The organism is Streptomyces gamaensis (assembly GCF_042656465.1).
GTDB lineage: Bacteria > Actinomycetota > Actinomycetes > Streptomycetales > Streptomycetaceae > Streptomyces > Streptomyces gamaensis.
This window is the reverse complement of sequence record NZ_JBHSPB010000002.1, coordinates 46,917-72,903: the sequence shown is the minus strand read 5'-3', so window position 1 is coordinate 72,903 and position 25,987 is coordinate 46,917. Positions and strand designations below refer to the sequence as shown.

Genomic DNA, 25,987 nt, shown 5'->3' with positions numbered 1-25,987 from the left:
CGACGGCGAGCGGCGAAGCTGCGCTCAGCTAACGCCCCCCGGAAAACCCGCGTCAACAGTTTGTTGAAATCCCTGGCCGTGGCTTTACGCGCCGCGCAGCCGGGCTTTACGTCACAACTCCCCGCTCCTGTCGGTGTTTTGCCTGTTCAGATAGTTGTAGATGGTGAAGCGGCTGACCCCGAGGGCGGCGGCGACCGTCTCGACGCCGCGCCGCAGGGCGAAGGCGCCGCGCTCCTCCAGGGACCGGACGACCGCCTGTTTGGTCCGGCGGTCGAGCCGCGCGAGCGGCATGCCGTGCCGGCGCTCCAGCTCGGCCAGGATGTGGTCGAGGGAGGCGGACAGCCGGGGCAGGCGGACGGCCACGACCTCGCGGCCCTCCCAGGACAGCACGACGTCGTCCGGTTCGGCGTGTTCGGGGTCGAGCATGCGGCCGCCCATGGCGTCGACGAGCGGCCGGACGGCGGCGCGGAAAGGGTGCTCGTGCCCGTCGGGGAGGGTCACGCGGTCCCCTCCTCGGGGGCTGCTTCCCCCGCGTCCCCCGTCGTCTCACCGACAACGCTGACCTGCACGGATACGCGTCGCGCGCCCGCTTCCAAGGACGCCCTCAACAGCCGCTGCACGGCGGCGAGTACGTCGTCCTCCCGCCCCTCGGCCGTGTTGCCGAACGGGCCCACGTCCACGGCGTCCAGTCCGGCGGCCTCCACGGCCTCGCGCGCCGCGCGGGCGTGCGGCGGGAGCTCGTCGAGGTCGAAGGGTTCGGTGGTGAACTCCACTCTCAATCGCACCATGGGCCTCACGGTAGCGCCGCAGGTATGCCGATCCGGCCGTCTCGGCGCAGCCGGACCTCCGGGCCTCCGGACCTCCGGACCGCCGGACCGTCAGTCGTCGGTGCCGGTGGCGTGCCGCATGTTCTCGTTCGCCTGGCGGATCTGCTCGGGGGTCCAGAACTCCTGGACGCTGCGGGGGTCCTGGTCCGAGGTGCGCGACACCGCGCTCTCGTCCGGCCGGGCGGGGGCCGGAGGGGCCGATTCTCCCCCCTCGCGCGCGAAGGCCGCACTGATCGTCACCGCCGTCACCGCGGCACCGATCACCGCGACGGCCACCTTCCCTTTCCGGGTCTTCCATGGCAACACCGTGCTCACCTGCTTCCGGGCAGCTCCCCACGGGACACCCCCACAATAGCCAACTCCCTCGACTCCACCCGCGATTGACAGCACGCGGTCCGTACCAGCTCAGCGACATCCGGCCGTTGTGGACGGAACCCTGTCCTCACTCCGGCCCTGTTGTTGTACTCGCACTCGTCCCGCTCGCCGGGACAGTCGATCAGCACATCAGGTGACCCTGCGTCACCGGCAATGGGGGAAGGAAACGGGGTGCAGATGCGATTCACGACGTCGCGGCTGCCACGACTGGCAGCCGCCATCGGCGCGTTGGCGATCGGTATCGGTACGGCGGGCACGGTGGGTTCGGCGCAGGCCGCCACACCGGGTCCCATGGACGCGGCGACGGCCTCCACGGCCGCCACGCAGAGCTCGACGGACCACGGGGAACAGGCCCGCTCGCACTGGACGGCGGAGCGGATGCGCACGGCGGGGCCGATACCCGTCCCGGCCGAGCGGCACACGGTACAGGCGCAGAGCCACCGGCTCGCCGCCCAGTCCTCGGCCGGTACGGCGGCTCCGGCCGCCGTCGCGTCGAGAGCGCAGGCGACGGCAGGGCTCAGCGGGGCCACCGCGGTCTCCAGGTCGGGCGTGTGGAACGCCCACGGCAGGATGCCGGCGACCACCGTCGGCAAGCTGTACTTCAGCACACCGCGCGGCAACAGCGAGTGCACCGCGACCGTGGTCAACTCGCCCAACAAGAGCGTGGTGTGGACGGCCGGGCACTGCGTGTCCGACGGCAAGGGCCACTGGTACAAGAACTGGGTGTTCGTCCCCGACTACCACGACGGCGTCCGGCCGCTGGGCGCCTGGTCGTGGAAGACGGTGTCGACGCCCAACGGCTACTTCAAGAAGGGCGACAGCAACTACGACCTCGCCGCGCTCACGCTGTGGCCGCAGAACGGCCGCAAGGTCGCCGACGTGACGGGCTCTCAGGGCTACAAGTTCAACTACGGGTACACCTGGAACGCCTACGAGTTCGGCTACCCGTACGACACCCACCCGGCACGGCCCGGCATCAACGGCCAGCAGCTGCGGTACTGCATCGGCAAGACCTGGCGCGCGGGCGGCCAGCAGGCGATCCACTGCGACCAGGGCCACGGCTCCAGCGGCGGCCCCTGGCTGGACGACCTGCAACTCGGGCGCGGCTGGGGCTACTTGGTCGGCAACGTCAGCCACCACCTCAGCGAGAGGTCGGACGAGGAACGCAGCCCGCACTTCGGTGACGCGGCGGTCAACGTCTACAACCAGGTGAAGAACGCCTAGCGCTGACGGGTGTTCACAGGCTCCCCGCCTCGTCGAGGCGGGGAGTTCTCGTTGTGCCGAGCCTTCGTTGTGCCGCGTCCCTTGACAGCCACCACCCCTCACCCCACTCTTCCGTGTGACGGAATCAATACTCCGAATATCGGAAGAGTCATGCCCATGGGTCTGTCTCGACACCGCTTCGACGTCAACCTCTCGATCCTCTTCACCGAACTGCCGCTGCTCCGCCGCCCCGCCGCCGCGGCGGCATGCGGTTTCACGGCCGTGGAGCTGTGGTGGCCGTGGCCGGACGACCCGATCCCCGAGCGCCGCCGACTCGACGCCCTGCGCACGGCGTTGCTCGACGCGGGCACCCGGCTCGTGGGACTCAACCTCTACGCCGGGCAGCTGCCCGGCCCCGACCGGGGAGCGCTGTCGATCCCCGGCGCCCCCTCGGACCGCTTCCGCGCCAACGTCGACGTGGCGGCCGAGTTCGCCGCGTCGGTGGGCTGTCCGGCGCTCAACGCCCTGTACGGCAACCGTGTTCCGGGCGTGGATCCGCGTGTCCAGGACGAACTCGCCCTGGACAACCTGTGCTTCGCGGCCCGTACCGCCGCCGGGATCGGCGCGAAACTGCTCATCGAGCCGCTGAACACGGTCGAGTCGCCCCACTATCCGCTGGTGAGCACGGAGGCCGCCGCGCGGACGGCGGACCGCGTCAACGCCGTCACCGGCCTGGACAACGCCGCGCTCCTGCTGGACCTGTACCACGTGTCGATGAACGGCGAGGACCCGCACGAGGCCGTCGACCGCTGGGGCGCCCGAGCGGGCCACGTGCAGATCGCGGACGTCCCGGGACGCGGCGCGCCGGGTACGGGCCGGCTGGACTTCCCCGAACTCTTCGACCGGCTCGCGAAGGCGGGCCACGACGGGTGGGTCGGCCTGGAGTACCGGCCGCAGGGCCCGAGCACGGAGGCGTTCGGCTGGCGTGACGAGCCGCGTTTCCGGGCGCGTTGAGGCCCGTACGTACGTACAGCACCGTCCCCCACCGAGGAGGTATCCGGCATGCCCACCGCACTCCCCCGTGTCGCCTGGATCGGGCTCGGGGTCATGGGTTCGCCCATGGCCGAGCACCTGCTGAAGGCCGGTTTTCACGTGACCGGTCACACGCTGGAACAGCACAAGCTCGACCGGCTCGCGGCGGCCGGCGGCACACCCGCCGCGTCCGTGGCCGAGGCCGTGCGCGACGCCGACGTCATCGTCACGATGGTGCCGGCCGACGCCGAGGTGAAGGCCGTCGCGTACGGCGACGACGGCGTCCTCGCGCACGCGCGGCGCGGCGCGCTGTTCATCGACATGTCCTCGATCACGCCCGCCACGTCCGTCGAACTCGCCGCCGCCGCACGGGAGAAGGGGATCCGTGTGCTGGACGCGCCCGTGTCCGGCGGTGAGTCCGGGGCCGTAGAGGCCGTACTGTCCATCATGGCCGGCGGCGAGCGCGCCGACTTCGACGAGGCGCGGCCGCTGTTCGACGTCCTGGGCCGTACGGTCGTCCTGTGCGGCCCGCACGGCGCCGGACAGACCGTCAAAGCGGCGAACCAGCTGATCGTCGCGGTGAACTTGCAGGCGTGCGCGGAGGCCGTGGTGTTCCTGGAGCGCTCGGGCGTGGACGTGTCCGCGGCTCTCGACGTGCTGGGCGGCGGGCTCGCGGCGTCGGCGGTACTGGACCGCAAACGCGACAACTTCCTTGGCCGTGACTTCACTCCCGGCTTCCGGATCGATCTGCACCACAAGGACATGGGCATCGTCACCGAGGCCGCGCGGGCGACCGGCGCGGCGATTCCGGCAGGTTCGCTCGTGGCCGGGCTCGTGGCGTCCGTACGCGCGCAGGGCGACGGGGGGCTCGACCACTCGGCGCTGCTGCGGGGAGTGGAACGTATGTCGGGGGTGACGCGGTGACGGTCCGTAAGGTACCCGTGATTCCCGCCATGGAAGCGGCCGTTCACATCATGAAGGACGAGGGCGTCGACATCGCCTTCGGCTGCCCGGGGGCGGCGATCCTGCCGCTGTACAAGGCGATGGAGACGGTCGGCGGCATCGATCACCTGATCGTCCGTCATGAGGAGGCGGCGGCCCACATGGCCGACGGCTGGGCCCGTACCAACGGGCGTGTGGGCGTGGCCCTGGCGACGTCCGGGCCGGGTGGTACGAACCTCGTCACCGGCCTGTACACCGCCTTCGCGGACTCCATCCCGATGGTGTGCGTGACGGGCCAGGCCGTCTCGACGAAGCTGCACCAGGAGGCCTTCCAGGCCGTCGACATCGTGGCCGTCGCCGCCCCGGTCACCAAGTGGGCGGTGCAGATCAAGGAGGCCGCGCAGGTCCCGTGGGTGTTCCGGGAGGCGTTCCGCGTGGCACGGGAGGGCCGGCCCGGCCCGGTGCTCATCGACATCCCGGTGGACGTCGCGGCACGCGAGATCCACTACGACCCGGCCGTGGACACCCGCCTCCCCGTACGCTCCGTACTGCCCCACGGCCCCGCGGTGGAGGCGGCACTGGAGCTGCTGCTGGCAGCCGAGCGGCCGCTGGTCCTGGCGGGCGGCGGGGTGATCCTCGCGGACGCCTCCGACGAACTGCGGGCCCTGGTCGACTACTTGCGGATCCCGTTCCAGGTCACCCTGATGGGCAAGGGCGCCGTCGAGGACGACCACGAGCTGCACATGGGGACGACCGGCATCCAGACGTCACAGCGGTACGCCAACACGTCTTTTCTGGAGGCCGATTTCGTGCTGGCGGTGGGCGCGCGCTTCGGTGACCGGCACACCGGGGCGGACCTGACGGTGTATCGGGGCGAGCGGACGTTCGTGCACGTGGATGTGGAGCCGACGCAGCTGGGGCGGGTGGTGGAGCCGGATCTGGGGATCGTGTCGGATGCCGGGCCGTTCCTGACGGAGTTTCTGACAGCGGCCAAGTCGTTGCCGTCCCGGCCGGATTGGCCGGAATGGCGGGCCCGCTGCCGCACCCTCAAACGCACGCTGCGGCGCCGCGACGACTTCACCACGGTGCCGGTGAAGGCCCCCAGGGTCTACCGCGAACTCAACGCCGTCTTCGCCGACGCCCCCGACACGTACTTCGTGACCGCGATCGGCCTCTACCAGATCTGGGGCGGCCAGCACCAGCGGGTCCGCCACCCCCGCCGCTACCAGGTCTGCGGCCAGGCCGGCCCGCTCGGCTGGGAGATCCCGGCCGCGATCGGCGCCCGCAAGGCACTGGACGGCCTGGGGTGCACCGAGGCCGAGGTCGTGGGAGTCGTCGGGGACTACAGCTTCCAGTTCCTGGTGGAGGAGCTGGCGGTGGCGGCCCAGTACGACGTGCCGTTCGTGCTCGTCATGCTCAACAACGCGTATCTGGGCCTGATCCGCCAGGCGTCGCAGGGGTATGCCATGAACTACCAGGTGGATCTGCACTACGGCGAGTCCGGTACGGACTTCGTGGCGCTCATGGAGGCGTACGGGTGCCGGGGGCGGCGCGTCACCGATCCGGAGGGGATCCGTCCGGCGATCGAGTGGGCGCGGAAGACGGCGCGGTCGACGCGGCGGCCGGTGCTGGTGGAGGTCCTGATCGAACGGGAGGGGGATGTGCCGCAGGGGCGGAACATCGACGGGGTACGGGAGGTGGAGGAGGGGGTTCCGGGGCGGTGCTGACGCCGAAGGCGGAGGAGACGTTGCGGGGGCTGGGTGCGCAGGCCGGATGACGAGGGGCCGGCCGGTCCACCCAGCAGCACCACGCGCTGATCGATGCTTCGTACTGCCATCACCGCTCGTCGGCCTGGTCGCGATCGGAGGCGCCCGGTTCGGGATCAGGGGCGCCCAATGCCAACTTCGCCACCGTCCGCTCAGCCAGGACGGTGGCCCGGTCGGTGTCGAAGCCGGCCTGCGCCGCCGAATCCAGGATCCGCCGTTGGACCTCGGCCAACTGTTCCCGCGTAAATACCGGCACGACGGTCGGCACTGATCGTCGACGGAACATACGGCGTATCCTCGACATCACGCTGCGCGACAGGCCATCGGTCGCAGGCTCGACGATCTGTTTCACCGACTCCTGGACCGCCACCCACGTAAGAGCAGTGGCCAGGGTGGTGACCTCGTCCAAGCCGAACCCCAACGGCTCACGAGATCGCCGGCGTTGTGTCAGTCGCCGTAACGCCTCATCGTCGTCGAGCCGGCTGAGCCCGTCCAGCACCGGAATCTCTTCCGGGGCCACCTCGGCCACGACATCGCGGACCACCTGACGAACCGTGCATGGTGTCGAGCCCTGCTCGTTCATCTCGACCAACTTTCCCCAGGTGTTGGGCCACGCTACCGTTCTCCGGCCGTTTAGTAGTCGGTCTCGCCGAAGGCAATGGGTCCCGCACCATGTCCGTAGGGTCATGGACGCGAAGGGCCGAGCACACCCCCTTTCACACCACCGTGCGCCCCGTCACCCCCATGTCCGGATCTCGCCAATCGGCTGGACACTCCCAGCACGAGGCTGGTTCTGGGGAGTTGGTGTCTTGTGAGTACGGAGCCGGCCGACGCCCCAGGGGACCGTGAGCCGCGACCGGAGCCCTCTGCCCAGGGCCGCGCTGACGCCTTTGCGCTTCCCGTCAGCACCAGTTTACGTTTCGCGTTACTCATCGCGGCGGTGGCCGCATCGAGCTTTGTCGTCTACGAGGGCATCTACGTGATCGCCTCCGGCGGGTCCGCGCTGCTTTCCGCTCTGCTGACATGCCGCTCGCAGGCGCTGGCACAGCAGCCGGTCGGGATCGTCGCCTATGCCAGAGCACTCCATCAGGCTGCGGAGTGCGGCCTGGGACAAACGCGCATCGAGGCGTGGTGGGGGCTGCTGGGCGTCGGGGTGCTCGTCCTTGTGGCCGGCGCCATCTTCTGGGCCCAGCCCTGGTGGTACAAGTGGCATCGAAATCTCACGGAGTTGACCGGCACCAAGCACGCCGACTTGGTGGACCGCCTCGAAGGGGTTCGCCGACAGACCGGAACAGGTCCTGTCGTCTGGCTGCTTCAGCCGGACAACCGCGTGTCGGGATATACGTTCGGCCGCCCCGGGCGCCGCTGCATCGCCGTCAGCGGTGGAACGGCAGCCGCCGCAGTCAATGATCCCGCCACGTTCAAGGCCGTCGTCCTGCACGAACTGGCTCACGTCAAGAACCGCGACATCGACCAGACGCACCTGACCCTGGCGATCTGGCGGGCGTTCGTCGTCGTGGCCCTGCTGCCCCTGGCCATCCTGTTGATCTTCAGCCGGGTGATGGGTGCGCCACAGCCCATGATCTGGCGCATGGCCGCCATCGCATTGATCGTTTACTTGCTCCGCTACGCGATCCTGCGGTCACGTGAGTTCGACGCGGACGCCCGCGCCCAGCAGTTCGAGCCCGCGGCCAGGCTGGGTGACGTGCTGACGGACCGTACCGCCCGCTCCGCCCGCCGTGTCCGGCGTCTGATCCGGTTGCATCCATCGCGCCAGGAACGCGCGGCGGCACTGGTGAATCCCGCGCCGTTGCACCGGTTCCGATTCTGGGACGGGCTGGCGATAGGGCTGGTGGCAGCGCTCGGCGCGAGCGCCGTGCGGGAAATAACCACCCTGCTGACCGCGACAGTCGGCGTGAGGCACAGCGTTCCGGCGATCGTCTTCGCGGCCTTCGCAGGAGGGGCCCTCACGGTCGGCATGTGGCGAAGCCGGCTGCCGGAGACCGGCACAGTCGCGAAGGGATGGGCGCCCGGGCTGGGACTTGGTCTCGGCTTGGCGCTCGGCCCGATCATCGCCCCGACTTCGTACACCCCGGCGCTGGCTCCCGACCATCCGAGCCTGGCGGCCGTTGGAGTCCTTGCGGTGTGGACCGGTGCGGTCACCCTGATCTTCACGCCCTTGCCCGTGTGGATCGGGCTTTGGGCCAGCGCCTGGCAGCAGCGTGCCGACGGGACGGCATCGCGGGTTCCCGCCCGAGGCGCCATGGCTGCGGCGGCGATCGGCGCGTGGGCTGTGATGGCCTGCGGCCTGTACTTTCTGCTGGACAATTTCACCTTCGTCGACGGGGCCAGCGCGACGGACGAGTGGCAGCGGCTCCCGGAGGCGATCAGGGGCACCGCCCTTGTTGTCGCCGGGTCGGCCGCCGGCTGGGTGGTGTTCCTCGCTGTCGTTGCCGTGCCGCTCGCGGCGGCCTTGGCGCGCCGCCGCCGGCGGCGGGTGGGTGCGCAAGACACAGCCGTAAGGTCCTGGCGCCGGCGGCCCCCGACCGTGCTGTGCCTGGCCGGCAGCGTGATCGCGGTCGCGTTGACGGTGGCGGTCAGCGCCCTCGCGCATGCGCGCATCGCCGACGTCGTGCGGTGGAGCCCCGACTTCGAGTCCCGGCTCGCGTTATTCGACATGCAGGCGATCGTCGTGGTCGCGGTGGCCTGCGCGTTCGTGGCAGCGGTGATGGCCAGGTCCGTACTGGACCTTGTGATCTCGGTCCTGGCCGGGGCGGTGGTCGCGGCGATCGGCGACCTGGCGCTGGAGAACGTGCTCACCATGGGGCACTGCGTCGCATGGCTCAGCATCCCTTACACGAACCCACCGGGCGGAGCTTGCCTGTCGCCCCCGGATGCCCAGATGTTCCGCCCGGTCGTGCTCGGCGCTGCCTTGCTGAGCCTTCTCGTCGTGCCCGCCGCCTATGCCGTCAGGACGCTCCTGCTCCCTCGTATCCGCCTGGCCCGGTGGCCCGCCGGCCTGGTGGCGCTTGGACGGCTCGCGGCTGCCGTGGCGGTGGTCTCCGCGGTCACGGGCACGGCTCTGTGGGGGCCCAGCGCCAGCGCGCAGGGCGTCGTGGCTGCCGGTGACATCGGCCATGACGGCTGGATCCACGGGAACGGCTACGACGTCCGACTCGTACCCAGCTGGTACGACCTCGACCGGGCCGGCAAGCCCGGGCCGGCACAGATCATTTTCCCGTTCGACGGCGCAACGATCAGCATCACGCGTCTGGTCGGCGTCACTCCGGCCCAGATCGCGGACTACAGGTCGTACCTGCTTCGGCTCGGGGCACGCCCGGACGCACTTGACGGTGTACCCGGACTCCTCGTCTCGCGTTCCGGCCTGCCCGGGAGTGAGCTGGCGCAATGGTTCATCGCCCGTGGTTCCGTGGCCTACGGGATAACGCTGAACGGAGCGCCCACATGGCCCGGTGATTCGCCATATCTCCGGCACGAATTCACCGTCATACTCAGCACCTGGCACTGGACGGATGAGGCGTGGGGTCCGGTGGTCGGCGCCCGGTCATCGCGCTGGCGAGCGGCGTGACGTGTTCCACGGACTGCCCGGCCGACGGGTGTCTGCCGCCCGGGCTCGACCTGCCCGCTGAACCCCCATCCTCTGTTCCAGGCCCCGGGGGAACTGCTGCCCGGCTACGCTGTCGGCCTCGCGGACGCCTACACCACCGCCATCTCCAAAGTCGCCGAGCACCACGAGGACTTGCTGTGATCCCCGCATCCACCACTCCCGGGCTCCTGGACGCACTGGCCCGTGTCGCTGAGCGCGACGGCATTGAAAAGGCCGTCGTCGGCGCCGTGATCGTGGACAAGAGCGGCAAGGTACTGCTCCTGCACCGGTCGGCCGACGACTACCTCGGCGGGCTGTGGGAGTTGCCCTCCGGCGGGGTCGACCCCGGCGAGAGTCTGATCGAGGCCCTGCGGCGCGAAGTCGTCGAGGAGACCGGGCTGACCGTCCAGGCCGTCGGCGGATACCTCGGTCACTTCGACTACCGCTCCGGCAGCGGCCGCAGGGCCCGTCAGTACAACTTCGTCGCCACCGTCACCGGAGCGTCGGTGAAGCTGAGCGAGCACGATGACCACCTGTGGGCTGATGAGGACCAGCAGGGCCAGGCCTCCAGCGCTGTCCGGGGCGTGCTGGGCACCTGGCGCCGACTGGGGGCCTGACCGCCGGCCTGTCCGTCACCGGTGAGTGCGCCGGGGGACTTCGGCCAGCAACGGGTGGGGTTCCACGGCAGGTTGACGTTACGCAACAGGTACGCTCGCCACCTGGGGTTTCCGGCCGGAGGGAGTCCCGGATCAGATCACTGCCGGATATCGGCGCTCGATGACAGCGCGGAGATTGGAGCCTGACCCATGTGGCCCGTATACAGCGGAGCAGCGGCATTAACGCTTTCCCTCATCGCCATGTTCTTCCTCGGACGTCCTCTCGATCCGGTCTGGCGCAACACCACCGCGCTTGCCGCAGGCGTCCTGGTGGCAGTTGCGGTCGGTGTGGCCGGACTCGGTGCGGGGATGGCCTCGGACGACATCTGGTCCCCTGCGGTGTTCTGGGGGGCGAGTGTTGTGCAGGGCACGCACCTGGTTCGGTCCGCCCGTGCCGGTCGTACGAGCGTCAGCCGGTGAACCGGCCGACTGTCCGGGGACAGCGGTACCGGTTCAGCGAACCTCGTTACGTGTTACGGCACGTATGAACGTCTCCCAGGCGTCGGAAGCGAATCGGAGGGTGGTCCGGCGTTCCGGGTCCTTGGTGTCCCGTATGGCCTGTTGACCGCCACAAAGTCTTCCGTGCTCCAGGCAGTTGCCCTGCCCTCCGCTGTAGCGGCTTGTGCGCCACCCCCATGCGCGGTCCGCGTATGGAGCTACCGTCGACGGCTTCCCGGAAGTCATGGTCCGCTTTCCTTTATCAGCTCACGGATGCAGGAACGGGAGTCGGCAGGGGGTAGAGCAGCTGCCGTGAGCTCCGCCCACGCACGTGCATAGACCTGCACGTCGGACGCCTGTTCCAGCAACGTACCACCGGCGGTGTGCTCCAGCCACACCACCTCGATCGGGGCTTCCCCTCTGAGCCTCATAAGGCTGTACGGGACGTATTGGTCAGCAGGCAACTTGGTCTTGAGCGGCATGACTTGAATCATCACGTTGGGACGTCGACCGGCTTCGATCAGGCATTCAAGCTGTGCGACCACCTCGCTACGGGGCCCCGGGATCCGGCGCAGTGCCAACTGGTCGATGACCACGCAGAACCTGAAGTCGGGATGATTGTCCAGAAGGTCCTTCCGCTTCATGCGCGCCGAGACAAGCGGCTCCACCTCTTCCTCGGATCTGGCCTGGGTGAACACATGCCGCATGTACATCTCGGTTTGCAGGAGCCCGGGAATCATCACGGGTTCGTATGCGCGCACGAGCTCCGAGTCTGCCTCCAGCATGAAGAACTCGCGCATCGAGTCACCCAGCAATGGGCCCTGCACCGACCACCAGTCGACCTTGTGAATGTCACGCGCGAGCTGCTTCAGGCTTCTGCGGAAGCTCTCGTCCGTGACCTCGTACATGTCGAGCAGCAGCGTCAAGTCGATCTGGCGGATACCGCGTTTGCCGTTCTCGATCTGGGAGATCTTGGGCTGACCGCACTCCAGCCGCCGTGCTACCTCGGCGATGCCGATCCCCTTGGCGTTGCGCAGCCGCCTCAGCTCACCGCCGAGCCTCCTGCTGCGCACGGTGGGCATGTCGCTTTGAGCCATGCGCGCATGATGCCGCATCGGGGGTGGCTCGTGTGAACGTCGGACAACAAGTCACTCGTTGGTGAGGCTTCGTCTAGGAAGACTTGCCTGGAGGCAACTCTCGGGTCCACCATCTCGACCCATCACACGGCGCGTCGCGGCACCCCAGCCCCGCGTTGCTCACCCCTGCCCTATGGGGGCAACCCACCGGCCCCGGAGGCCCCATGCCCACACCACCCCAAGCCCCCCAATCACCCCACGACCCCCAACAACTCCGCATCCGCGTGGACATGGCCCCCGACCACCCCGAAGCCATCACCCGCGCCCGCCGCATCACCCACGCCTGGCTCCGCTACTGGAGCGCCGACGACCCCGCACAGCGCGACGCACTCCACGACACCCTGACCGTCGTCAGCGAGCTGCTCACCAACGTGTACCGCCACGTCGACGACCGCACGGCGCAGCTCCTGATCCGCTACTCCGGCAACACCGTCCAGGTCGAAGTAGCCGACAACTCACCCGCGTTACCCGCCATCCGGCCACCGCACCCCGAATCCCTCACCGGCCGTGGCCTCCCCCTGGTCCACGCCCTGTGCAGCACCGTCGAGACCCTCCCCGAACCCATCGGCAAACGCATCCGCTGCACGCTCCGCCACCCCTGCTCCCACCCCCGGTGGACGACGAATGGCGACGGCGTACGCACCTGCGACACCTGCCGGGCCCGCCGATTCGCCGACTACGCGCCGCTGTTCACCGCCACCGGCGCCGACTGGCTGTCCCTGGTCCACGGCCGTGCCGGCCCTCCCGCCCCGCCCTTCCCCTCAGGAGCCCCCTTGCACTGGACCCTGCACAGGGCCTACGTCACGCGCGACGACGTCAAGCCCGGCGACATCGTCGACATCCTCGGCGCGCTCACGAAAGTGGTCGGCATGCGGGAGGCCCCCGACGGCACCGGCACCCGCCTCACCCTCGACGACGGCCGGACCTACACCATCAAGGGCGAGTCCCCGGTCTGCCGCGTGACCGTCACGCCGGGAACTCCCTGACCCGGTCGCCGCCACAGCCCTGTGGACAACCCTTTCACGGGTGAAGTGAAGACGTTTCCCTTACACCGCCACGCCCAGTACGTAGGCAAAACGTCATCACCTCGCTCCGGCCCATCGGGCAGAGCCCGGCGCCCGCACACCCTCACACATCCAGATCCACCCGAACCGTCAACAACCCCACCCCAAACACCCGCACCACCGCGCTGTTGTACCGGGGCAACCGCCGCAGCCGCGCCCTCGTGTCGTCCTCCGGCAGCAGGCAGGCCGTACCGGCGTACCACCGGCCCCCGATCCGTACCCGCACCCGCGGGTTCGCCTGGATGTTGCGTACGTACTGGGAGCGCTCCCCGTACTCGGAGACGAACCAGAACTCCTGCCCGACCCGTCTGCCGCCCACCGGCGTCTGCCGGGGCAGGCCGGACTTGCGGCCGGTGGTCTCGATGACCGTCTGCTGCGGCATCCGGGCCAGCACGGGGTTGATCTTCCGCTGGAAGGACGTGATGGCCCGGTACTTCAGTTCGTGAAAGCGTGACATGGGGTCCCCGTTCCTTGCTGTTCGTCGGCGACCAGCCTACGCACTCGGCCTTTCCGGTGAATCCGTACGGAAGCCGCGCGCCCGAGCCCCCTCGGCCCGGGCACAGGCCCGCACGGTGTGTGCCATGCACAAGGACGATCACCCCACCACTCTGAGGCAACGGCTGCTGCACGAGCGCGAGCGCCCCCGCTGGGTGCGCGAATCGCGGTATTCCTGGCAGCTGGCCGTACTCACCGTCTGCGTCGGCGCGTTCATGAGTCAGCTGGACGCGAGCATCGTCACCCTCATCTACCCCAGTCTTGAGCGGGAGTTCGGCGAGCGCCTGGCCACCGTGGAATGGGTGTCGCTCGCGTATCTGCTGGTGCTGACCGCGACGATGGTCACCGTCGGCCATCTGTCGGACGTGCTCGGGCGCAAGCTCGTCTACCTCTACGGCTTCGGGCTGTTCACCCTCTCCTCCGCCGCCTGCTCGCTCTCCCCGAATCTGACGGTCCTGGTGTGCTGCCGCGTGGTGCAGGCGCTCGGGGCTGCGATGCTCGCCGGCAACAGCGTGGCCCTGGTCAACATCGCGGCGCCGCGCGAGAAGCTGCGCAGTGCGCTGGGTTTCCAGGCGGCCGGGCAGGCGCTCGGGCTCGCGGTGGGGCCGACGGTGGGAGGTCTGCTGGTCTCGACGGTGGGCTGGCGCTGGGTGTTCTGGATCAATGTGCCGGTCGGGGTCGCCGCCATCGTCATGGGGCGGTATCTGCTGCCGCGCACCGTCGAGCGCGCCGTCGAAGCGCGCTTCGACCTGCGGGGTACCGCCTGGCTGACGGTGGCCGTGACGACGCTGCTGGGCGGCGTGTCGATGCTGTCGGGCATGCCGGTGCCGGGGTGGGCGGGTGCTGTGGTCCTCGCCGTGTCCGCCCTCGCCTTCGGGGGCTTTCTGCGACGCGAGGCGCGGGCCCGTGACCCGCTGGTGCCGCCCGCGCTCCTGCGGGACCGGCGCATCGCGTGGGGGCTGCTGGGTGCACTGTCCGGGTACCTCGTGCTGTTCGGGCCGCTGCTGGTCGTACCGATCGCCCTGACCCGGCACGGGGAGAGCGAGCTGCGGGCGGGGCTGCTGCTCGCCCCACTGCCCGCCGGGTTCGCGTTCGCCTCGAACCTTCAGGAGCAGTTGCTGCCCCGCAAGTGGAGCAGCCGTCGCCGGTGCGTGGCGGGGGCGGCGCTGTCGCTGGCGGGGCTGGCCGGGCTCGCCTTCGCCTCCCCTGTCGATCTGTGGCTGATCTGCTGGCTGGCGGTCCTGGCGCTCGGGCTGGGGCTGTTCACCCCGCCCAACAACGCGATGGTGATGGCGGCCGTGCCCCGGGAGCTGTCCGGCACGGGCGGCGGCATGCTCAACACGTGCCGTTCGCTGGGCACTTCGCTGGGTATCGCCCTGGTCACCCTGGCCTACCAGATCGGCGACGACCATGCCCTCGACTCGGTGCTGCCGGTGCTGCCCGTCCTCACCCTGGCCGTCGTCGCGGCGCTGATGTGGGTCTCGGCGGTGCTCGGCGGCCGTACACCCCCACGCACGCCTACGGGCTAAAGCCCCGTCTCCTCCCCCTCCGCCGGCCGCGAGACCCCCGCGATCCGGTACGCCTCCGCCTCCTCCAGCGTCTCGCGCTCCAGCAGAGCCCGCGCCAGCGCGTCCAGCTTGCCCTGGTTCTCCCGGAGTTTGCGGCACGCCTGCTCGTAGCACTCGTCGACGACGCGGCGCATCTCGTGGTCGATCACATCGAGGGTGTGGGGCGCGGCGGAGAGCCCGTACGCCTGCTGGGGGTCGGCCGGCAGCGCGGACAGGCGGCCCACGCGTGCGCTCATGCCCCAGCGGGCGACCATGCCCCGGACGATCCGTGTGACCTGCTCCAGATCGCTCTCCGCCCCGGTGGAGACGACCCCGAAGACGACCTGCTCGGCCGCCATGCCGCCGAGGGCGCCGATGACACGGCCGCGCAGGTACTCCTCGGTGTACGCGTAGCGGTCCGACTCGGGAGTGGAGAGGGTGACGCCCAGCGCCGCGCCGCGCGGCACGATGGTGACCTTGCGGACCGGATCGGCGCCCGGCTGGAGCATGCCGAGCAGGGCGTGGCCGCTCTCGTGGTAGGCGGTGCGGCGGCGCTCGTCCTCGGGCATGACCAGGGGGCGTTCGGCACCGAGCTGGACCTTCTCCAGCGCCGTCGACAGGTCCGCCTGCGTGACCTGGTCCCGCCGTCGTCTGACGGCCAGCAGCGCGGCCTCGTTGGCGAGGTTCGCGAGGTCGGCGCCCGTCATGCCGGGGGTGGTGCGGGCGACCTGGGCGAGGTCGACGCCGGGCGCGAGGGGGATGCCGCGGGTGTGGATGCGCAGGATGGCCTCGCGGCCGGCGCGGTCGGGCGGGGAGACGTGCACGACGCGGTCGAAGCGGCCGGGGCGGGTCAGGGCCGGGTCCAGGACGTCGGAGCGGTTGGTGGCGGCGAGCACGACGACGCCCTCGGCGCCGGAGAATCCGTCCATTTCCGTGAGGATCTGGTTCAGGGTCTGTTCCCGTTCGTCATGGCCGCCGATGGAGGTGCCGCCGCGTACCCGGCCGATGGTGTCGATCTCGTCGATGAAGATGATCGACGGCGCCACCTTGCGGGCCTCGTCGAAGAGTTCACGGACCCGCTGCGCGCCGACGCCGACGATCATCTCGACGAATCCCGAGGCGGAGGCGGAGAAGAACGGCACTCCGGCCTCGCCGGCCACGGCCCGGGCGAGCAGCGTCTTGCCGGTGCCGGGCGGGCCCGCGAGCAGCACGCCGCGTGGCATGCGGGCGCCCATCCGCCGGTAGTCGCCGGGGTTCTTCAGGAAGTCGACGACGTCGTCGAGTTCGCCCTTGACCTCGTCGATGCCGGCCACGTCCGCGAACGTGGTGCGCTCGGCGCCCGGTTTGACCTCGACCGGTTTCGGCGGCCCGCGCCGGCCCAGTACGCCACCGCCCAGTCCGCCCAGCCCGCCGCCGCCCAGCCTGCGCATCATGAAGATCCATACAGCGACCAGCAGGATCACGGGCGCGAGGGAGACCAGCAGCGTCTCCAGCAGGCTGGGGCCGTGGGAGACCGGTTTCGCGGTGACCGCGACGTTCTTCGCGGTGATCGTGGCCCACAGGTCGCGGTCGCTGGCGAAGGCGGGCTTGTAGGTCTTGAACTCCGTGTACGTCTCGCCCTTGCCGCCGCCCGGCACGGGCTCCGGCCGCTTGAGCTTGCCCTCGATCTCCGCGCCCTGGGAGTAGATGTTCGCCACGTTGCCGGCGTCGAGCTGCTGGGTGAAGACGGTGTAGTCGACGGTCCTGGTCGTGGTGCCGCGCACGCTGTTGTAGATCCAGCCGAACGCCGCGTAGACCAGGAGCAGCACCAGCAGCTGTGTCAGGCAGCCGCCCAGGACGCGCCGGGGCGAGGGGGGCTCCGGCGGCTTCGGCGGGGTGCCCTCCGAGCGCCACGGCTGTTTGGGGTCGTCGCGCGGCGGTACGGACTCGGACATGCGGTGGGCCTCCCCGGCGCGGGCGGTTTCCGGTGGCTGCGTCCGGAAAAAGGGCGTGCTGTCCGCAGGATCGTCGCCGTACGGCCGGGGTGCCCGGCGGGAGGCCCGGCAAGGTGACGATGTTGGGCCGGACGGGCGGGACGGGGGCCCGTACGGCCGGGTCCCGCCGGGCCGCGCGGGACGTCCGCACGGTGTCGCGCCCCCGGGGCGGAACGGACCCTCCCGGGGAGCCCCGTCCGCGCCCCGGCCCCCCGCTCGCGCCCCCGTCGTCCCGCGCCCGTGCCCCGCCCCGCGCCACAGGCGCGACCGCTCGCTTCCGCGTTCACTCCCCGAGCGCGCCCTCATCGTGGACGATGGGCCCGTAGTCACCTCAACCTGCCCACCCACAAGCCCCGTTGCTGGAGCCGACGATGGCCAAGAGCGTTCCGGTTCACTGCCCCACGTGCCGCCGGGAGCACGCTTTCACTCCGCCGACCTTTCCGTGCGCGTGCGGCGCGCCGCTGACCCTGCCCGTGCCCCCTGACGCCGCGACCGAGTTATCCGCGCACTGTTCCTGGCGGGATTCGTGGGTGGCGGTGCGCTGCCCTGCCTGTGACCGGCAGGACCAGTGGCCGCGCCCCGAGTTCGGCTGCTCGTGCGGGGCCGTGGTGCGGGTGTGCGTGAACCCGACGGCCGGTGGGGAGGCTGCCGGGGGCGAGGCGCCGGACGAGCAGGCGCCGCCTCTGCGGCCCCCGTTCCGGCCCGTCGCGATCCGTACCGCCGAGGACGCGGTCGTCGCCGCCGAACGGTATGTGACCTGGCTGGGGTTCGCGGGGGTGACCCGGCCCGGTGACCCTGTCGGCTCGGGGGTCGACCTGCGCGCGGCCGGGCTCGTCGCGCGCGTCGACCCCACGACCGTCCCCACCTCGCTGCGCGCCGTGGAGTGCCTGTGGCTGCACGGGCTGGCGGACTCGGCGGTCGGCGCGTTCTTCTCCCTCGCCGGCTACGAGCGCGAGGCCCGGGCCCGCGCCGACCAGCTGTATCTGCCGCTGTTCGTCATGGATCTGACCGGGACCCCGCAGCCCCTCAACGGGCCCGCGGACGAACTCGTGGACCACGGGCCCGTCTGACCCCCGGAAGTCCCGGGGAGTCCCAGGAGCGTGCCCGGGCCCACCGGCACCGGGAGCAAGCTCAAGAAAACCTCTGAACGCCGCGCCACCGATGGCGAGTCGGTACCGGGAACCGGAAGACTGCGTGGCGGGCCCGCGAACGAGACGGGGGGATCGCGGGCCCTCCACGCGCCGCCGCGCGACGGCGCCGCTACGCCTGCGCGACCCCCGCCGTCGCCTGCTCCCGCAGCTCCACCTTCCGCACCTTCCCGCTCACGGTCATCGGGAAGGACTCCATGATCCGCAGATAGCGCGGCACCTTGTAGTGCGCGAGGCTTCCCCGGCAGTAGCGGGCGAGTTCGTCGCGGCTGAGGTGCCCGGCCGGGTCCCGGAGTATGACGCAGGCCATGATCTCCTCGCCGTACTTCTCGTCCGGCACCCCGATCACCTGCACGTCGGCGATCTTGGGGTGGGCGTGCAGGAACTCCTCGATCTCCCGCGGGTAGACGTTCTCCCCACCCCGGATGATCATGTCCTTGATGCGGCCGACGATACGGACGTAGCCGTCCTCGCCCATGGTCGCGAGGTCGCCGGTGTGCATCCATCCCTCGGCGTCCACGGCCTCGGCGGTCAGCCCGGGCTCCTGCCAGTAGCCGAGCATCACCGAGTAGCCGCGCGTGCACAACTCGCCGGGCTCGCCGCGCTCCACGGTCTTCCCCGTGTCCTGGTCGACGACCTTGACCTCGATGTGCGGCAGTACGCGGCCCACCGTGCCGGTGCGGCGGGCGAGGTCGTCGTCGCGGCGGGTCTGGGTGGCGACCGGGGAGGTCTCGGTCATGCCGTAGCAGATGGCGACCTCCGCCATGTGCATCTCGGCGACCACCCGCTTCATGATCTCCTCGGGGCACGGCGAGCCCGCCATGATGCCCGTCCGCAGCGAGGACAGGTCGTAGGTCGCGAAGTCCGGCAGGTTCAGCTCCGCGATGAACATCGTCGGCACCCCGTACAGCGAGGTGCCGCGCTCGCGTTCGACGGCGTGCAGGGTGGCGGTCGGATCGAAGGAGGGCGCCGGGAGGATCACGCACGCGCCGTGCGAGGTGGCGGCCAGATTGCCCATGACCATGCCGAAGCAGTGGTAGAGCGGTACGGGCACCACGACGCGGTCGTCCTCGGTGTAGCCGAGCAACTCGCCCACGAAGTAGCCGTTGTTGAGGATGTTGCGGTGGGAGAGGGTGGCGCCCTTGGCGAAGCCCGTGGTCCCGGAGGTGTACTGGATATTGACCGGGTCGTCGCAGCTCAGCCGCGCCTCGCGGTCCGCGAGCCGTTCGTCGGTCACCCGCTCCCCGAAGGCGATCAGCCCGGCCCAGGTGGGATCGGCGATGTAGACGACGTCCCGCAGCGCGGGCACGCTCGCGCGCACCTGCTCCACCATGCGCCGGTAGTCGCTGGTCTTGTGCTCGACGGACGCGACGAGCACGCTCACGCCGGACTGCCGCAGCACGTGCCCCAACTCGTGGACGCGGTAGGCCGGATTGATATTGACCATGACGGCGCCGATACGGGCCGTGGCGTACTGCACCATCATCCACTCGGGACAGTTGACGGCCCAGATGCCGACCCGGTCCCCTTTGGCCACGCCCTTGGCGAGCAGCCCGCGCGCCACCTGGTCCACGGCCCGGCCGAACTCCGCGTACGTCCAGCGGCGTCCGCTGGGCACGTCGACGAGCGCCTCGCGGTCGCCGAACCGTTCGACGGCCCGGGCGAGATCGGCGCCGATGGTGTGGTCGAGCAGGGGTGTGGTGGTGCTCCCGGCCGCGTAGGAGGATGTGCTCACCTGTGGTCTTCCTCTCGGTACTCGTCTCCACCGCCGCGCATGGTGCGTTCGCGCAGCTCGATACGCCGGATTTTGCCGGACACGGTCTTGGGCAATTCCGCGAATTCCAGCTTCCGGACGCGCTGGTAGGGGGCGAGCACGGCACGCGAGTGGGCGAAGAGGGCCCGTGCGGTGTCCGCGTCCGGCTTCCAGCCGGCGGCGAGGACGACGTACGCCTTGGGTACGGCCAGGCGTACGGGGTCGGGGGCGGGCACGACGGCGGCCTCGGCGACGGCCGGGTGGGCGAGCAGGGCGCTCTCCAGCTCGAACGGCGACACCTTATAGTCACTTGACTTGAAAACCTCGTCACTTCGGCCCACGTAGGTGAGGTATCCGTCGGCGTCCCGTGAAGCGATGTCGCCCGTACGGTAGTAGCCGCCCGCCATGACCTCGGCGGTGCGCTCGGGGTCGCCCGCGTACCCGGCCATCAGTCCCACCGGGCGGTCCGTCAGGTCCAGGGCGATCTCGCCCTCGTCGGCGGGCTCGCCGGTGACCGGGTCGAGGAGGACGACGGTGAAGCCGGGGCCGGGGCGGCCCATGGAGCCGGGCTTGAGCCGCCGGCCGGGCGGGTTGGCGATCTGCACGGAGGTCTCGGTCTGGCCGAAGCCGTCGCGGACGGTCACGCCCCACGCCGCGCGGACGGCCTCGATGACCTCGGGGTTGAGGGGTTCGCCGGCGGCGACGGCCTCGCGGGGCGGGGTGCGCAGGGCCGAGAGGTCGGCCTGGATGAGCATGCGCCACACGGTCGGCGGGGCGCAGAAGCTGCTCACCCCGCAGCGGTCCATCTCGGCCATCAGCCGGGCCGGGTCGAAGCGCGTGTAGTGGTGCACGAAGACGGTGGCCCCGGCGTTCCAGGGCGCGAAGAGGCTGGACCAGGCGTGCTTGGCCCAGCCGGGCGAGGAGATGTTCAGGTGCACGTCGCCGGGGCGCAGCCCGATCCAGTACATGGTCGTCAAGTGGCCGGCCGGGTAGGAGAGGTGGGTGTGCTCGACGAGTTTGGGGCGGGCGGTGGTTCCGGAGGTGAAGTAGACGAGCAGGGGGTCGTCACCGCGGGTGGGTCCGTCGGGGGTGAAGTCCTCGGGGGCGTGCGCGCTGTCCTCGTAGGCGAGCCAGCCGGCGGTGGCGCCGCCGACCGCGATCCGGGTGGGTCCGGCGGGCAGGCCCGCGAACTTGCCGGTGTCGGCGGCGCCTACGAGCACGTGGGCGACGGCGCCGCGCTCGATGCGGTCGGCGAGGTCGGCGGGGCCCAGCAGGGGGGTCGCGGGGATGACGACGGCGCGCAGTTTCATCGCGGCGAGCGCGGTCTCCCACAGTTCGCTCTGGTTGCCGAGCATGACGAGGAGGCGGTCCCCGGCCCGTACGCCCTGGGCGCGCAGCCAGTTGGCGACCTGGTCGGAGCGGCGGCGCAGGGCGTCGAAGGAGTGGCGGGCCTCGCGGCCGTCCTCCTCCACGATCCACAGCGCGGTGCGGTCGTTGCCGCGGGCGAGCGGATCGAACCAGTCCAGGGCCCAGTTGAAGTGCTCGGGGCGGGGCCAGGCGAAGCCCTCGCAGGCGCCCTCGCAGTCCTCGCGGTGGGCGAGCAGGAAGTCGCGGGCGGCGCGGAACGCCGCCGCCGGGTCCGTCCCGCCGGCCCCACCGGCCGCTGGTGTCGCGTTGCTTGGCGTCACGTGTCCTCCAGATCGCTGTGGGCGCGGGCGGACCCGTGTGTTACGGATCCGTCAACGCGCCGTCAAGGGTGCCGGGTACAGGGTCAACAGGCTGTCAAGGGGCGGCGCTCGGGGGCGGGGGGCGGGCATAGCGTGAGCGACGCACCATCGCTCGTTCCGACACCCTTCCACCTTCGGGGACTGTCATGCATGTGAGCCGTACCCCTGCCGAGGCCGCCGCCATCGCCGCGGTCAGCTGCCCGCAGGCCGACGAGTCAGAGCCCTCCGAGCCTGCCCATCCCGACGGGGCGCGGCCCCTGGACCGGGGTTCCGCGGACCCGCTGTACGTGCCCGTGCGGCCGTGCGCCGACGGCTTCGCCCTGCGGATCTTCCGCTCGCCCCTCGGGGCCCGTACCGCTGTCGCCTTCACCAGCCGGGCGCGGCTCTTGGCCGTGCTGGGCGCCGGTCACGACTGTGTCCGGCTGTCGCTCGACGCGGTGCACGCGCTGACCGCGCCCCTGGGGATCGACAGCGTGCGTCTCGATCCGCAGCTGACGGCTCCCCCGGTGCGTACCGGCCCGGAGGGCGTCGAAGCGCTTCCGGTCTTCCCCGGCTGAGGAACTGCCGTACGGGCTGCGGCTGTTCGCCGCCCGCTCCCGTTCCGTTCTCTTTTCTCCTTCCCGGCCGTCCCCGCCGGCGTGCCGCCGTGCCGGGGACGGCCCCGCCTTTGTGCCGCTGTCTCCTCGGAAGAGGCCCGTACCGTGTCCCTGCCCCTCGTGCCCGTGCCCGTTCCCCTGCCGGACCTTCCCGGCTCCGCGCCCGCCGCGGTCGTGTGGCCCGCGTCCGCCCAGGCGCTGCCCGGCGGTGATCTGGCCGTCGGCGGAGTGCCGCTGACCGAGCTCGCCGACCGCTTCGGCACCCCCTGCTATGTCGTCGACGAGGACGAGGTGCGCGCGCGGGCCCGGGCCTGGCGGGCGGCGCTGCCGGACGCCGAAGTCGCCTACGCCGGCAAGGCGTTCCTGTGCCGGGCGATGGTCCACTGGATCGAGGAGGAGGGGCTGTCCCTGGACGTGTGCTCGGCGGGCGAGCTCGAACTCGCCGCGCACTGCGGCTTCCCCGCCGAGCGGATCGTGCTGCACGGCAACGCCAAGAGCCCCGAGGACCTGCGCACGGCGCTGCGGCTGGGGGTGGGGCGCGTGGTGATCGACAGCACCGGGGAGATCGCCCGGCTCGCGGCCCTGGTCCCGGCGGGCGCCCGGCAGCGGGTCCTCGTCCGGGTCGTCCCCGGGGTGGCGGCGGGCGCGCACGCGGCCGTACGGACCGGGGTGGCGGGCCAGAAGTTCGGGCTGCCGGTCGCGGGCGGCGAGGCCGAGGACGCCGTCGAGCGCGTCCTGGGCCAGCCCCGGCTGGAGCTCGTCGGCCTGCACTGCCACCTGGGCTCGCAGATCACGGACCTCGACCCGTACGTCACCGCCGTACGGCGCCTGGTGACGCTGCTGGCGCGGCTGCGCGACAAGCACGGGGTGACCTTCCCCGAGCTCGACCTCGGCGGCGGCTTCGCCATCGCCTACCGCGACGGCGAGGCGTCCCCGGACCCGGGCGCGTACGCGCGGCGGGTGGGCGGTGAGCTCGCGCTGCGCTGCGGGGAGGCGGATCTTCCGGTGCCGCGGCTGACGGTGGAGCCGGGGCGCTGGATAGCGGGCCCGGCGGGGGTGGCGCTGTACCGGGTACTGGCGGTCAAGCGCTCCGGGAACCGTACGTTCGTCGCGGTCGACGGCGGGATGAGCGACAACCCGCGCCCGGCGCTGTACGGGGTGCGCTACACGGTCCGGCTCGTGGGCCGGCCGACGGCCGCGCCCGCGCGGGCGATGACGGTGGTGGGCCGGCACTGCGAGGCCGGCGACGTGCTGGCCGAGGACGTGCCGCTGCCCGGGGACGTCCGGCCCGGGGACGTGCTCGCGGTGCCGGCGGCCGGGGCGTACCACGTCTCCATGGCCTCCGCCTACAACCTTGTCGGCCGGCCGCCGGTGGCCGCCGTCCGCGACGGCCGCGCGCGGCTGCTCGTCCGCCGGGAGACCCTGGACGACCTGCGGGGACGTGACGTGGGGGTGTGATCCGGGGGTGTGACCGGGGTGACGTGGGGTGTGACGTGGGGGTGTGATGTGGGGGTGTGGGCCCCGGGATGCCCCAGGAGTCACACCGCCCTCTATCGCTTCTTTTGGCCCGTATATCCTGTAGTGCGGTCCGACGACGAGCGAGAGGGAGCCAGCATTGTCCGACACCCCTCCCGGCCGTCGCAGACCCGCGCCGAAGAAGCACTCCTGGCTCCGGCCGAACGGAGGCCGGGCACACGGCGGCCGTACGGAGGCCCCCGCCGCCCCGGACCCGGCGCCCGCCCCCGATCCCATGGACCCGCCCGCCGGCGAGGGCACCGTCGTGCACGCCGCCGTCTACCGCGACGGCCGCCGCGTCGCCACCCCCGCCTCGCTCGCCGACACCTACCGGCAGCTGCGCGAACAGCCCGGCGGCATGGCCTGGATCGGGCTGCACCGCCCCTCGGAGGGCGAACTCCTCTCGCTGGCCGAGGAGTTCGACCTGCACAAGCTCGCCGTCGAGGACGCCCTGGAGGCCCACCAGCGCCCCAAGCTGGAGCGCTACGGCGACACCCTCTTCGTCGTGCTGCGCGCGGCCCGCTACCTCGACGCCCCCGAGGAGGTCGACTTCGGCGAGCTCCACCTCTTCGTCGGACCCGACTTCGTGATCACGGTCCGGCACGGGGCCGCCCCCGACCTGTCCGCCGTGCGCGAGCGCATGGAGGCCGCCCCCGAGCTCCTGGCACTGGGCCCCGAGGCCGTCCTCTACGCGATCCTCGACGCCGTCGTCGACGGCTACGCCCCCGTCGTCGCCGGGGTGCAGAACGACATCGACGAGATCGAGACCGAGGTCTTCGGCGGCGACCCCGCCGTCTCCCGCCGCATCTACGAACTCGCCCGCGAGATGGTGGAGTTCCAGCGCGCCACCCGCCCCCTGGTGGGCATGCTGCACGGGCTGATGGCCGGCTTCGCCAAGTACGGCACCGACGAGGAGCTGCAGCGCTATCTGCGCGACGTCGCCGACCACGTCACCCACACCAGCGAGCGCGTCGACGGCTTCCGCTCCGCGCTCGCCGACATCCTCGCCGTCAACGCCACCCTCGTCACCCAGCAGCAGAACGCGGAGATGCGGGCCCTGGCCGAGGCCGGCTTCGAGCAGAACGAGGAGATCAAGAAGATCTCCTCGTGGGCGGCGATCCTGTTCGCGCCCACACTGGTCGGGACGATCTACGGCATGAACTTCAAGGAGATGCCGGAGCTCCAGTGGGCCGCCGGCTATCCCTTCGCGATCTGCCTGATGGCGGTGGTGTGCGTGAGCCTGTACTTCATCTTCAAGAAGCGGGACTGGCTGTAGTCGCAGGACGACGCGGGGCCGGCTGTGCGGCGCCGGCCGCTCACCTGCCCGTGAAGAAGTCCCGCACCCGGCGCCGCCCCCGCCGGTCCGGGCCCTGGTAGTCGTCCTCGTCGGACTCGTCCGGGCCGTGCAGCACGGTCCAGCTCACGGCGGAGACGGCCGGCTCCAGGGACAGCCGGCTGACGGCCTCCTCCATGAGGGAGTCGTCGCGGCGCTCGGTGGTGACGTCGGCGGAGACCATGACCCGCCCGGCCTGCTCCACGTCCCGGCTGCGCACCGAGCGCAGCTGGAAACCGGGCCGGGCCAGGGCCTGCACGACGAGGGTGCGCACGTGTGCCTCCTCGCTCTCGGAGCACACGACCTCGAAGTGGTAGTCGGTCTCCTCCTCGATGCCGCCGCGCGGCTGCCGGTCCAGCCGCCGGGCCAGCGGCCGCAGCAGCGTGTTGGCGCCGACGACCCCGGCGGTGCCGAGCATCCCCAGCACGTACAGGCCCGTACCGGCGAGCGCGCCCACCGCGGCCGAACACCACAGCGTGGCCGCCGTGTTGAGACCGCGCACGCTCAGCCCGTCCCGCATGATCACGCCTGCGCCGAGGAAGCCGATACCGGAGACGATCTGCGCGGCGACCCGCGAGCCGTCGTAGCCGGTGGTGCTCGTCGCCGCCGAGAAACCGTAGATCGACAGCAGGACGAAGAGGGAGGACCCGGCCGCGACCAGCGCGTTCGTCCGCAGCCCGGCCATCCGGGCGCGCCACTGGCGCTCCAGGCCGATGACCGCGCCGAAGCCGAGCCCTGCTCCGATGTTGGCCGCCATGTGCCACTCGTTCAGCATGGTCCGCCCTCCTCTTCCAGTGTCCTGCTGTGGTGTTGGTTGTCCTCTTGGGTTGCCGCAATGCCCGGGGGTCGCCCCC

General features: G+C 71.1%; 23 protein-coding genes. 12 read left to right on the top strand and 11 right to left on the bottom strand.

The window, feature by feature from the left end; genetic code table 11:
• Positions 1-111: 111 nt before the first annotated feature.
• From ACFP1Z_RS03060 to ACFP1Z_RS03050, 3 genes are all read right to left on the bottom strand, one after another.
• The gene (locus ACFP1Z_RS03060; protein WP_390314617.1) at positions 112-438 is read right to left on the bottom strand and encodes a helix-turn-helix domain-containing protein; all 327 of its coding nucleotides are present in this window, start codon (positions 436-438) and stop codon (positions 112-114) included.
• Between the two features lie 59 nt (positions 439-497).
• Entirely contained in the window at positions 498-785 is a 288-nt protein-coding gene (locus ACFP1Z_RS03055) for a thiamine-binding protein (RefSeq protein WP_390314616.1), read from the bottom strand.
• A gap of 93 nt (positions 786-878) precedes the next feature.
• Positions 879-1,103, bottom strand: coding sequence for a hypothetical protein (locus tag ACFP1Z_RS03050; protein WP_390314169.1), 225 nt, complete (start codon positions 1,101-1,103; stop codon positions 879-881).
• A gap of 276 nt (positions 1,104-1,379) precedes the next feature.
• Here ACFP1Z_RS03050 and ACFP1Z_RS03045 point away from each other — a divergent pair, with 276 nt between their 5' ends.
• The 4 genes from ACFP1Z_RS03045 to gcl all read left to right on the top strand — a co-directional run bounded on the left by ACFP1Z_RS03045 (position 1,380) and on the right by gcl (position 6,106).
• Positions 1,380-2,426, top strand: coding sequence for a trypsin-like serine peptidase (locus tag ACFP1Z_RS03045; RefSeq protein ID WP_390314168.1), 1,047 nt, complete (start codon positions 1,380-1,382; stop codon positions 2,424-2,426).
• Positions 2,427-2,582: 156 nt separating this feature from the next.
• Positions 2,583-3,419 carry a TIM barrel protein gene (locus ACFP1Z_RS03040; RefSeq protein WP_390314167.1) on the top strand — a complete coding sequence of 279 codons (837 nt, stop codon included), beginning with the start codon at positions 2,583-2,585 and terminating at the stop codon, positions 3,417-3,419.
• Between the two features lie 48 nt (positions 3,420-3,467).
• Positions 3,468-4,361 (top strand): 2-hydroxy-3-oxopropionate reductase, encoded by an 894-nt coding sequence (locus tag ACFP1Z_RS03035; RefSeq protein WP_390314166.1) that lies wholly within the window; start codon positions 3,468-3,470, stop codon positions 4,359-4,361.
• A gap of 29 nt (positions 4,362-4,390) precedes the next feature.
• Positions 4,391-6,106, top strand: a complete 1,716-nt coding sequence (gcl, locus tag ACFP1Z_RS03030; RefSeq protein WP_390314165.1) for a glyoxylate carboligase — start codon at positions 4,391-4,393, stop codon at positions 6,104-6,106.
• Between the two features lie 109 nt (positions 6,107-6,215).
• Here gcl and ACFP1Z_RS03025 read toward each other — a convergent pair whose 3' ends face one another.
• A complete protein-coding gene (locus tag ACFP1Z_RS03025) occupies positions 6,216-6,728 on the bottom strand; it encodes a hypothetical protein (protein WP_390314164.1) in 513 nt (170 codons plus the stop codon).
• A gap of 357 nt (positions 6,729-7,085) precedes the next feature.
• Between ACFP1Z_RS03025 and ACFP1Z_RS03020 the strand changes: the two genes are divergently transcribed.
• Together ACFP1Z_RS03020 and ACFP1Z_RS03015 are read left to right on the top strand one after the other, a co-directional pair.
• Complete coding sequence (locus tag ACFP1Z_RS03020) at positions 7,086-9,734, top strand: M48 family metalloprotease (protein ID WP_390314163.1); 2,649 nt, start codon at positions 7,086-7,088, stop codon at positions 9,732-9,734.
• Between the two features lie 176 nt (positions 9,735-9,910).
• On the top strand, positions 9,911-10,369 hold the full coding sequence (locus ACFP1Z_RS03015; protein WP_390314162.1) for an NUDIX hydrolase: 459 nt from the start codon (positions 9,911-9,913) through the stop codon (positions 10,367-10,369).
• 492 nt (positions 10,370-10,861) lie between these two features.
• On the opposite strand, the gene ACFP1Z_RS03010 is transcribed toward ACFP1Z_RS03015, so the two are convergent.
• The gene (locus ACFP1Z_RS03010; RefSeq protein WP_390314161.1) at positions 10,862-11,092 is read right to left on the bottom strand and encodes a DUF397 domain-containing protein; all 231 of its coding nucleotides are present in this window, start codon (positions 11,090-11,092) and stop codon (positions 10,862-10,864) included.
• Entirely contained in the window at positions 11,089-11,943 is an 855-nt protein-coding gene (locus tag ACFP1Z_RS03005) for a helix-turn-helix domain-containing protein (RefSeq protein WP_390314160.1), read from the bottom strand. Before ACFP1Z_RS03005 ends, ACFP1Z_RS03010 begins: the two co-directional genes overlap by 4 nt.
• 203 nt (positions 11,944-12,146) lie before the next feature.
• Between ACFP1Z_RS03005 and ACFP1Z_RS03000 the strand changes: the two genes are divergently transcribed.
• Positions 12,147-12,968 carry an ATP-binding protein gene (locus ACFP1Z_RS03000; RefSeq protein WP_390314159.1) on the top strand — a complete coding sequence of 274 codons (822 nt, stop codon included), beginning with the start codon at positions 12,147-12,149 and terminating at the stop codon, positions 12,966-12,968.
• A 142-nt stretch (positions 12,969-13,110) separates the two neighbouring features.
• Here ACFP1Z_RS03000 and ACFP1Z_RS02995 read toward each other — a convergent pair whose 3' ends face one another.
• A complete protein-coding gene (locus ACFP1Z_RS02995) occupies positions 13,111-13,503 on the bottom strand; it encodes a nitroreductase/quinone reductase family protein (protein ID WP_390314158.1) in 393 nt (130 codons plus the stop codon).
• A 124-nt stretch (positions 13,504-13,627) separates the two neighbouring features.
• On the opposite strand from ACFP1Z_RS02995, the gene ACFP1Z_RS02990 reads away from it, so the two are divergent.
• Positions 13,628-15,070 carry an MFS transporter gene (locus ACFP1Z_RS02990; RefSeq protein WP_390314157.1) on the top strand — a complete coding sequence of 481 codons (1,443 nt, stop codon included), beginning with the start codon at positions 13,628-13,630 and terminating at the stop codon, positions 15,068-15,070.
• Here ACFP1Z_RS02990 and ftsH read toward each other — a convergent pair.
• Positions 15,067-17,022: an ATP-dependent zinc metalloprotease FtsH gene (gene ftsH / locus ACFP1Z_RS02985; RefSeq protein WP_390314156.1), complete on the bottom strand. Its 1,956-nt coding sequence runs from the start codon at positions 17,020-17,022 to the stop codon at positions 15,067-15,069. The two genes, ACFP1Z_RS02990 and ftsH, sit on opposite strands and share 4 nt — an antisense overlap.
• A 569-nt stretch (positions 17,023-17,591) precedes the next feature.
• Between ftsH and ACFP1Z_RS02980 the strand changes: the two genes are divergently transcribed.
• Positions 17,592-18,131, top strand: a complete 540-nt coding sequence (locus ACFP1Z_RS02980; RefSeq protein ID WP_390314155.1) for a hypothetical protein — start codon at positions 17,592-17,594, stop codon at positions 18,129-18,131.
• Positions 18,132-18,321: 190 nt separating this feature from the next.
• On the opposite strand, the gene ACFP1Z_RS02975 is transcribed toward ACFP1Z_RS02980, so the two are convergent.
• Positions 18,322-19,944 (bottom strand): AMP-binding protein, encoded by a 1,623-nt coding sequence (locus ACFP1Z_RS02975; protein ID WP_390314154.1) that lies wholly within the window; start codon positions 19,942-19,944, stop codon positions 18,322-18,324.
• Positions 19,941-21,566, bottom strand: a complete 1,626-nt coding sequence (locus ACFP1Z_RS02970; RefSeq protein ID WP_390314615.1) for an AMP-binding protein — start codon at positions 21,564-21,566, stop codon at positions 19,941-19,943. The genes ACFP1Z_RS02975 and ACFP1Z_RS02970 overlap by 4 nt, the downstream gene beginning before the upstream one ends.
• A 275-nt stretch (positions 21,567-21,841) precedes the next feature.
• Here ACFP1Z_RS02970 and ACFP1Z_RS02965 point away from each other — a divergent pair, with 275 nt between their 5' ends.
• The 3 genes from ACFP1Z_RS02965 (at position 21,842) to ACFP1Z_RS02955 (ending at position 25,076) form a co-directional block, all read left to right on the top strand.
• Positions 21,842-22,246: an SAV_915 family protein gene (locus tag ACFP1Z_RS02965; protein WP_390314153.1), complete on the top strand. Its 405-nt coding sequence runs from the start codon at positions 21,842-21,844 to the stop codon at positions 22,244-22,246.
• Positions 22,247-22,396: 150 nt separating this feature from the next.
• Entirely contained in the window at positions 22,397-23,743 is a 1,347-nt protein-coding gene (gene lysA / locus ACFP1Z_RS02960) for a diaminopimelate decarboxylase (RefSeq protein ID WP_390314614.1), read from the top strand.
• Between the two features lie 157 nt (positions 23,744-23,900).
• Positions 23,901-25,076, top strand: coding sequence for a magnesium and cobalt transport protein CorA (locus ACFP1Z_RS02955; RefSeq protein ID WP_390314152.1), 1,176 nt, complete (start codon positions 23,901-23,903; stop codon positions 25,074-25,076).
• Positions 25,077-25,116: 40 nt separating this feature from the next.
• On the opposite strand, the gene ACFP1Z_RS02950 is transcribed toward ACFP1Z_RS02955, so the two are convergent.
• A complete protein-coding gene (locus ACFP1Z_RS02950) occupies positions 25,117-25,908 on the bottom strand; it encodes an MgtC/SapB family protein (RefSeq protein ID WP_390314151.1) in 792 nt (263 codons plus the stop codon).
• Positions 25,909-25,987: the final 79 nt, after the last annotated feature.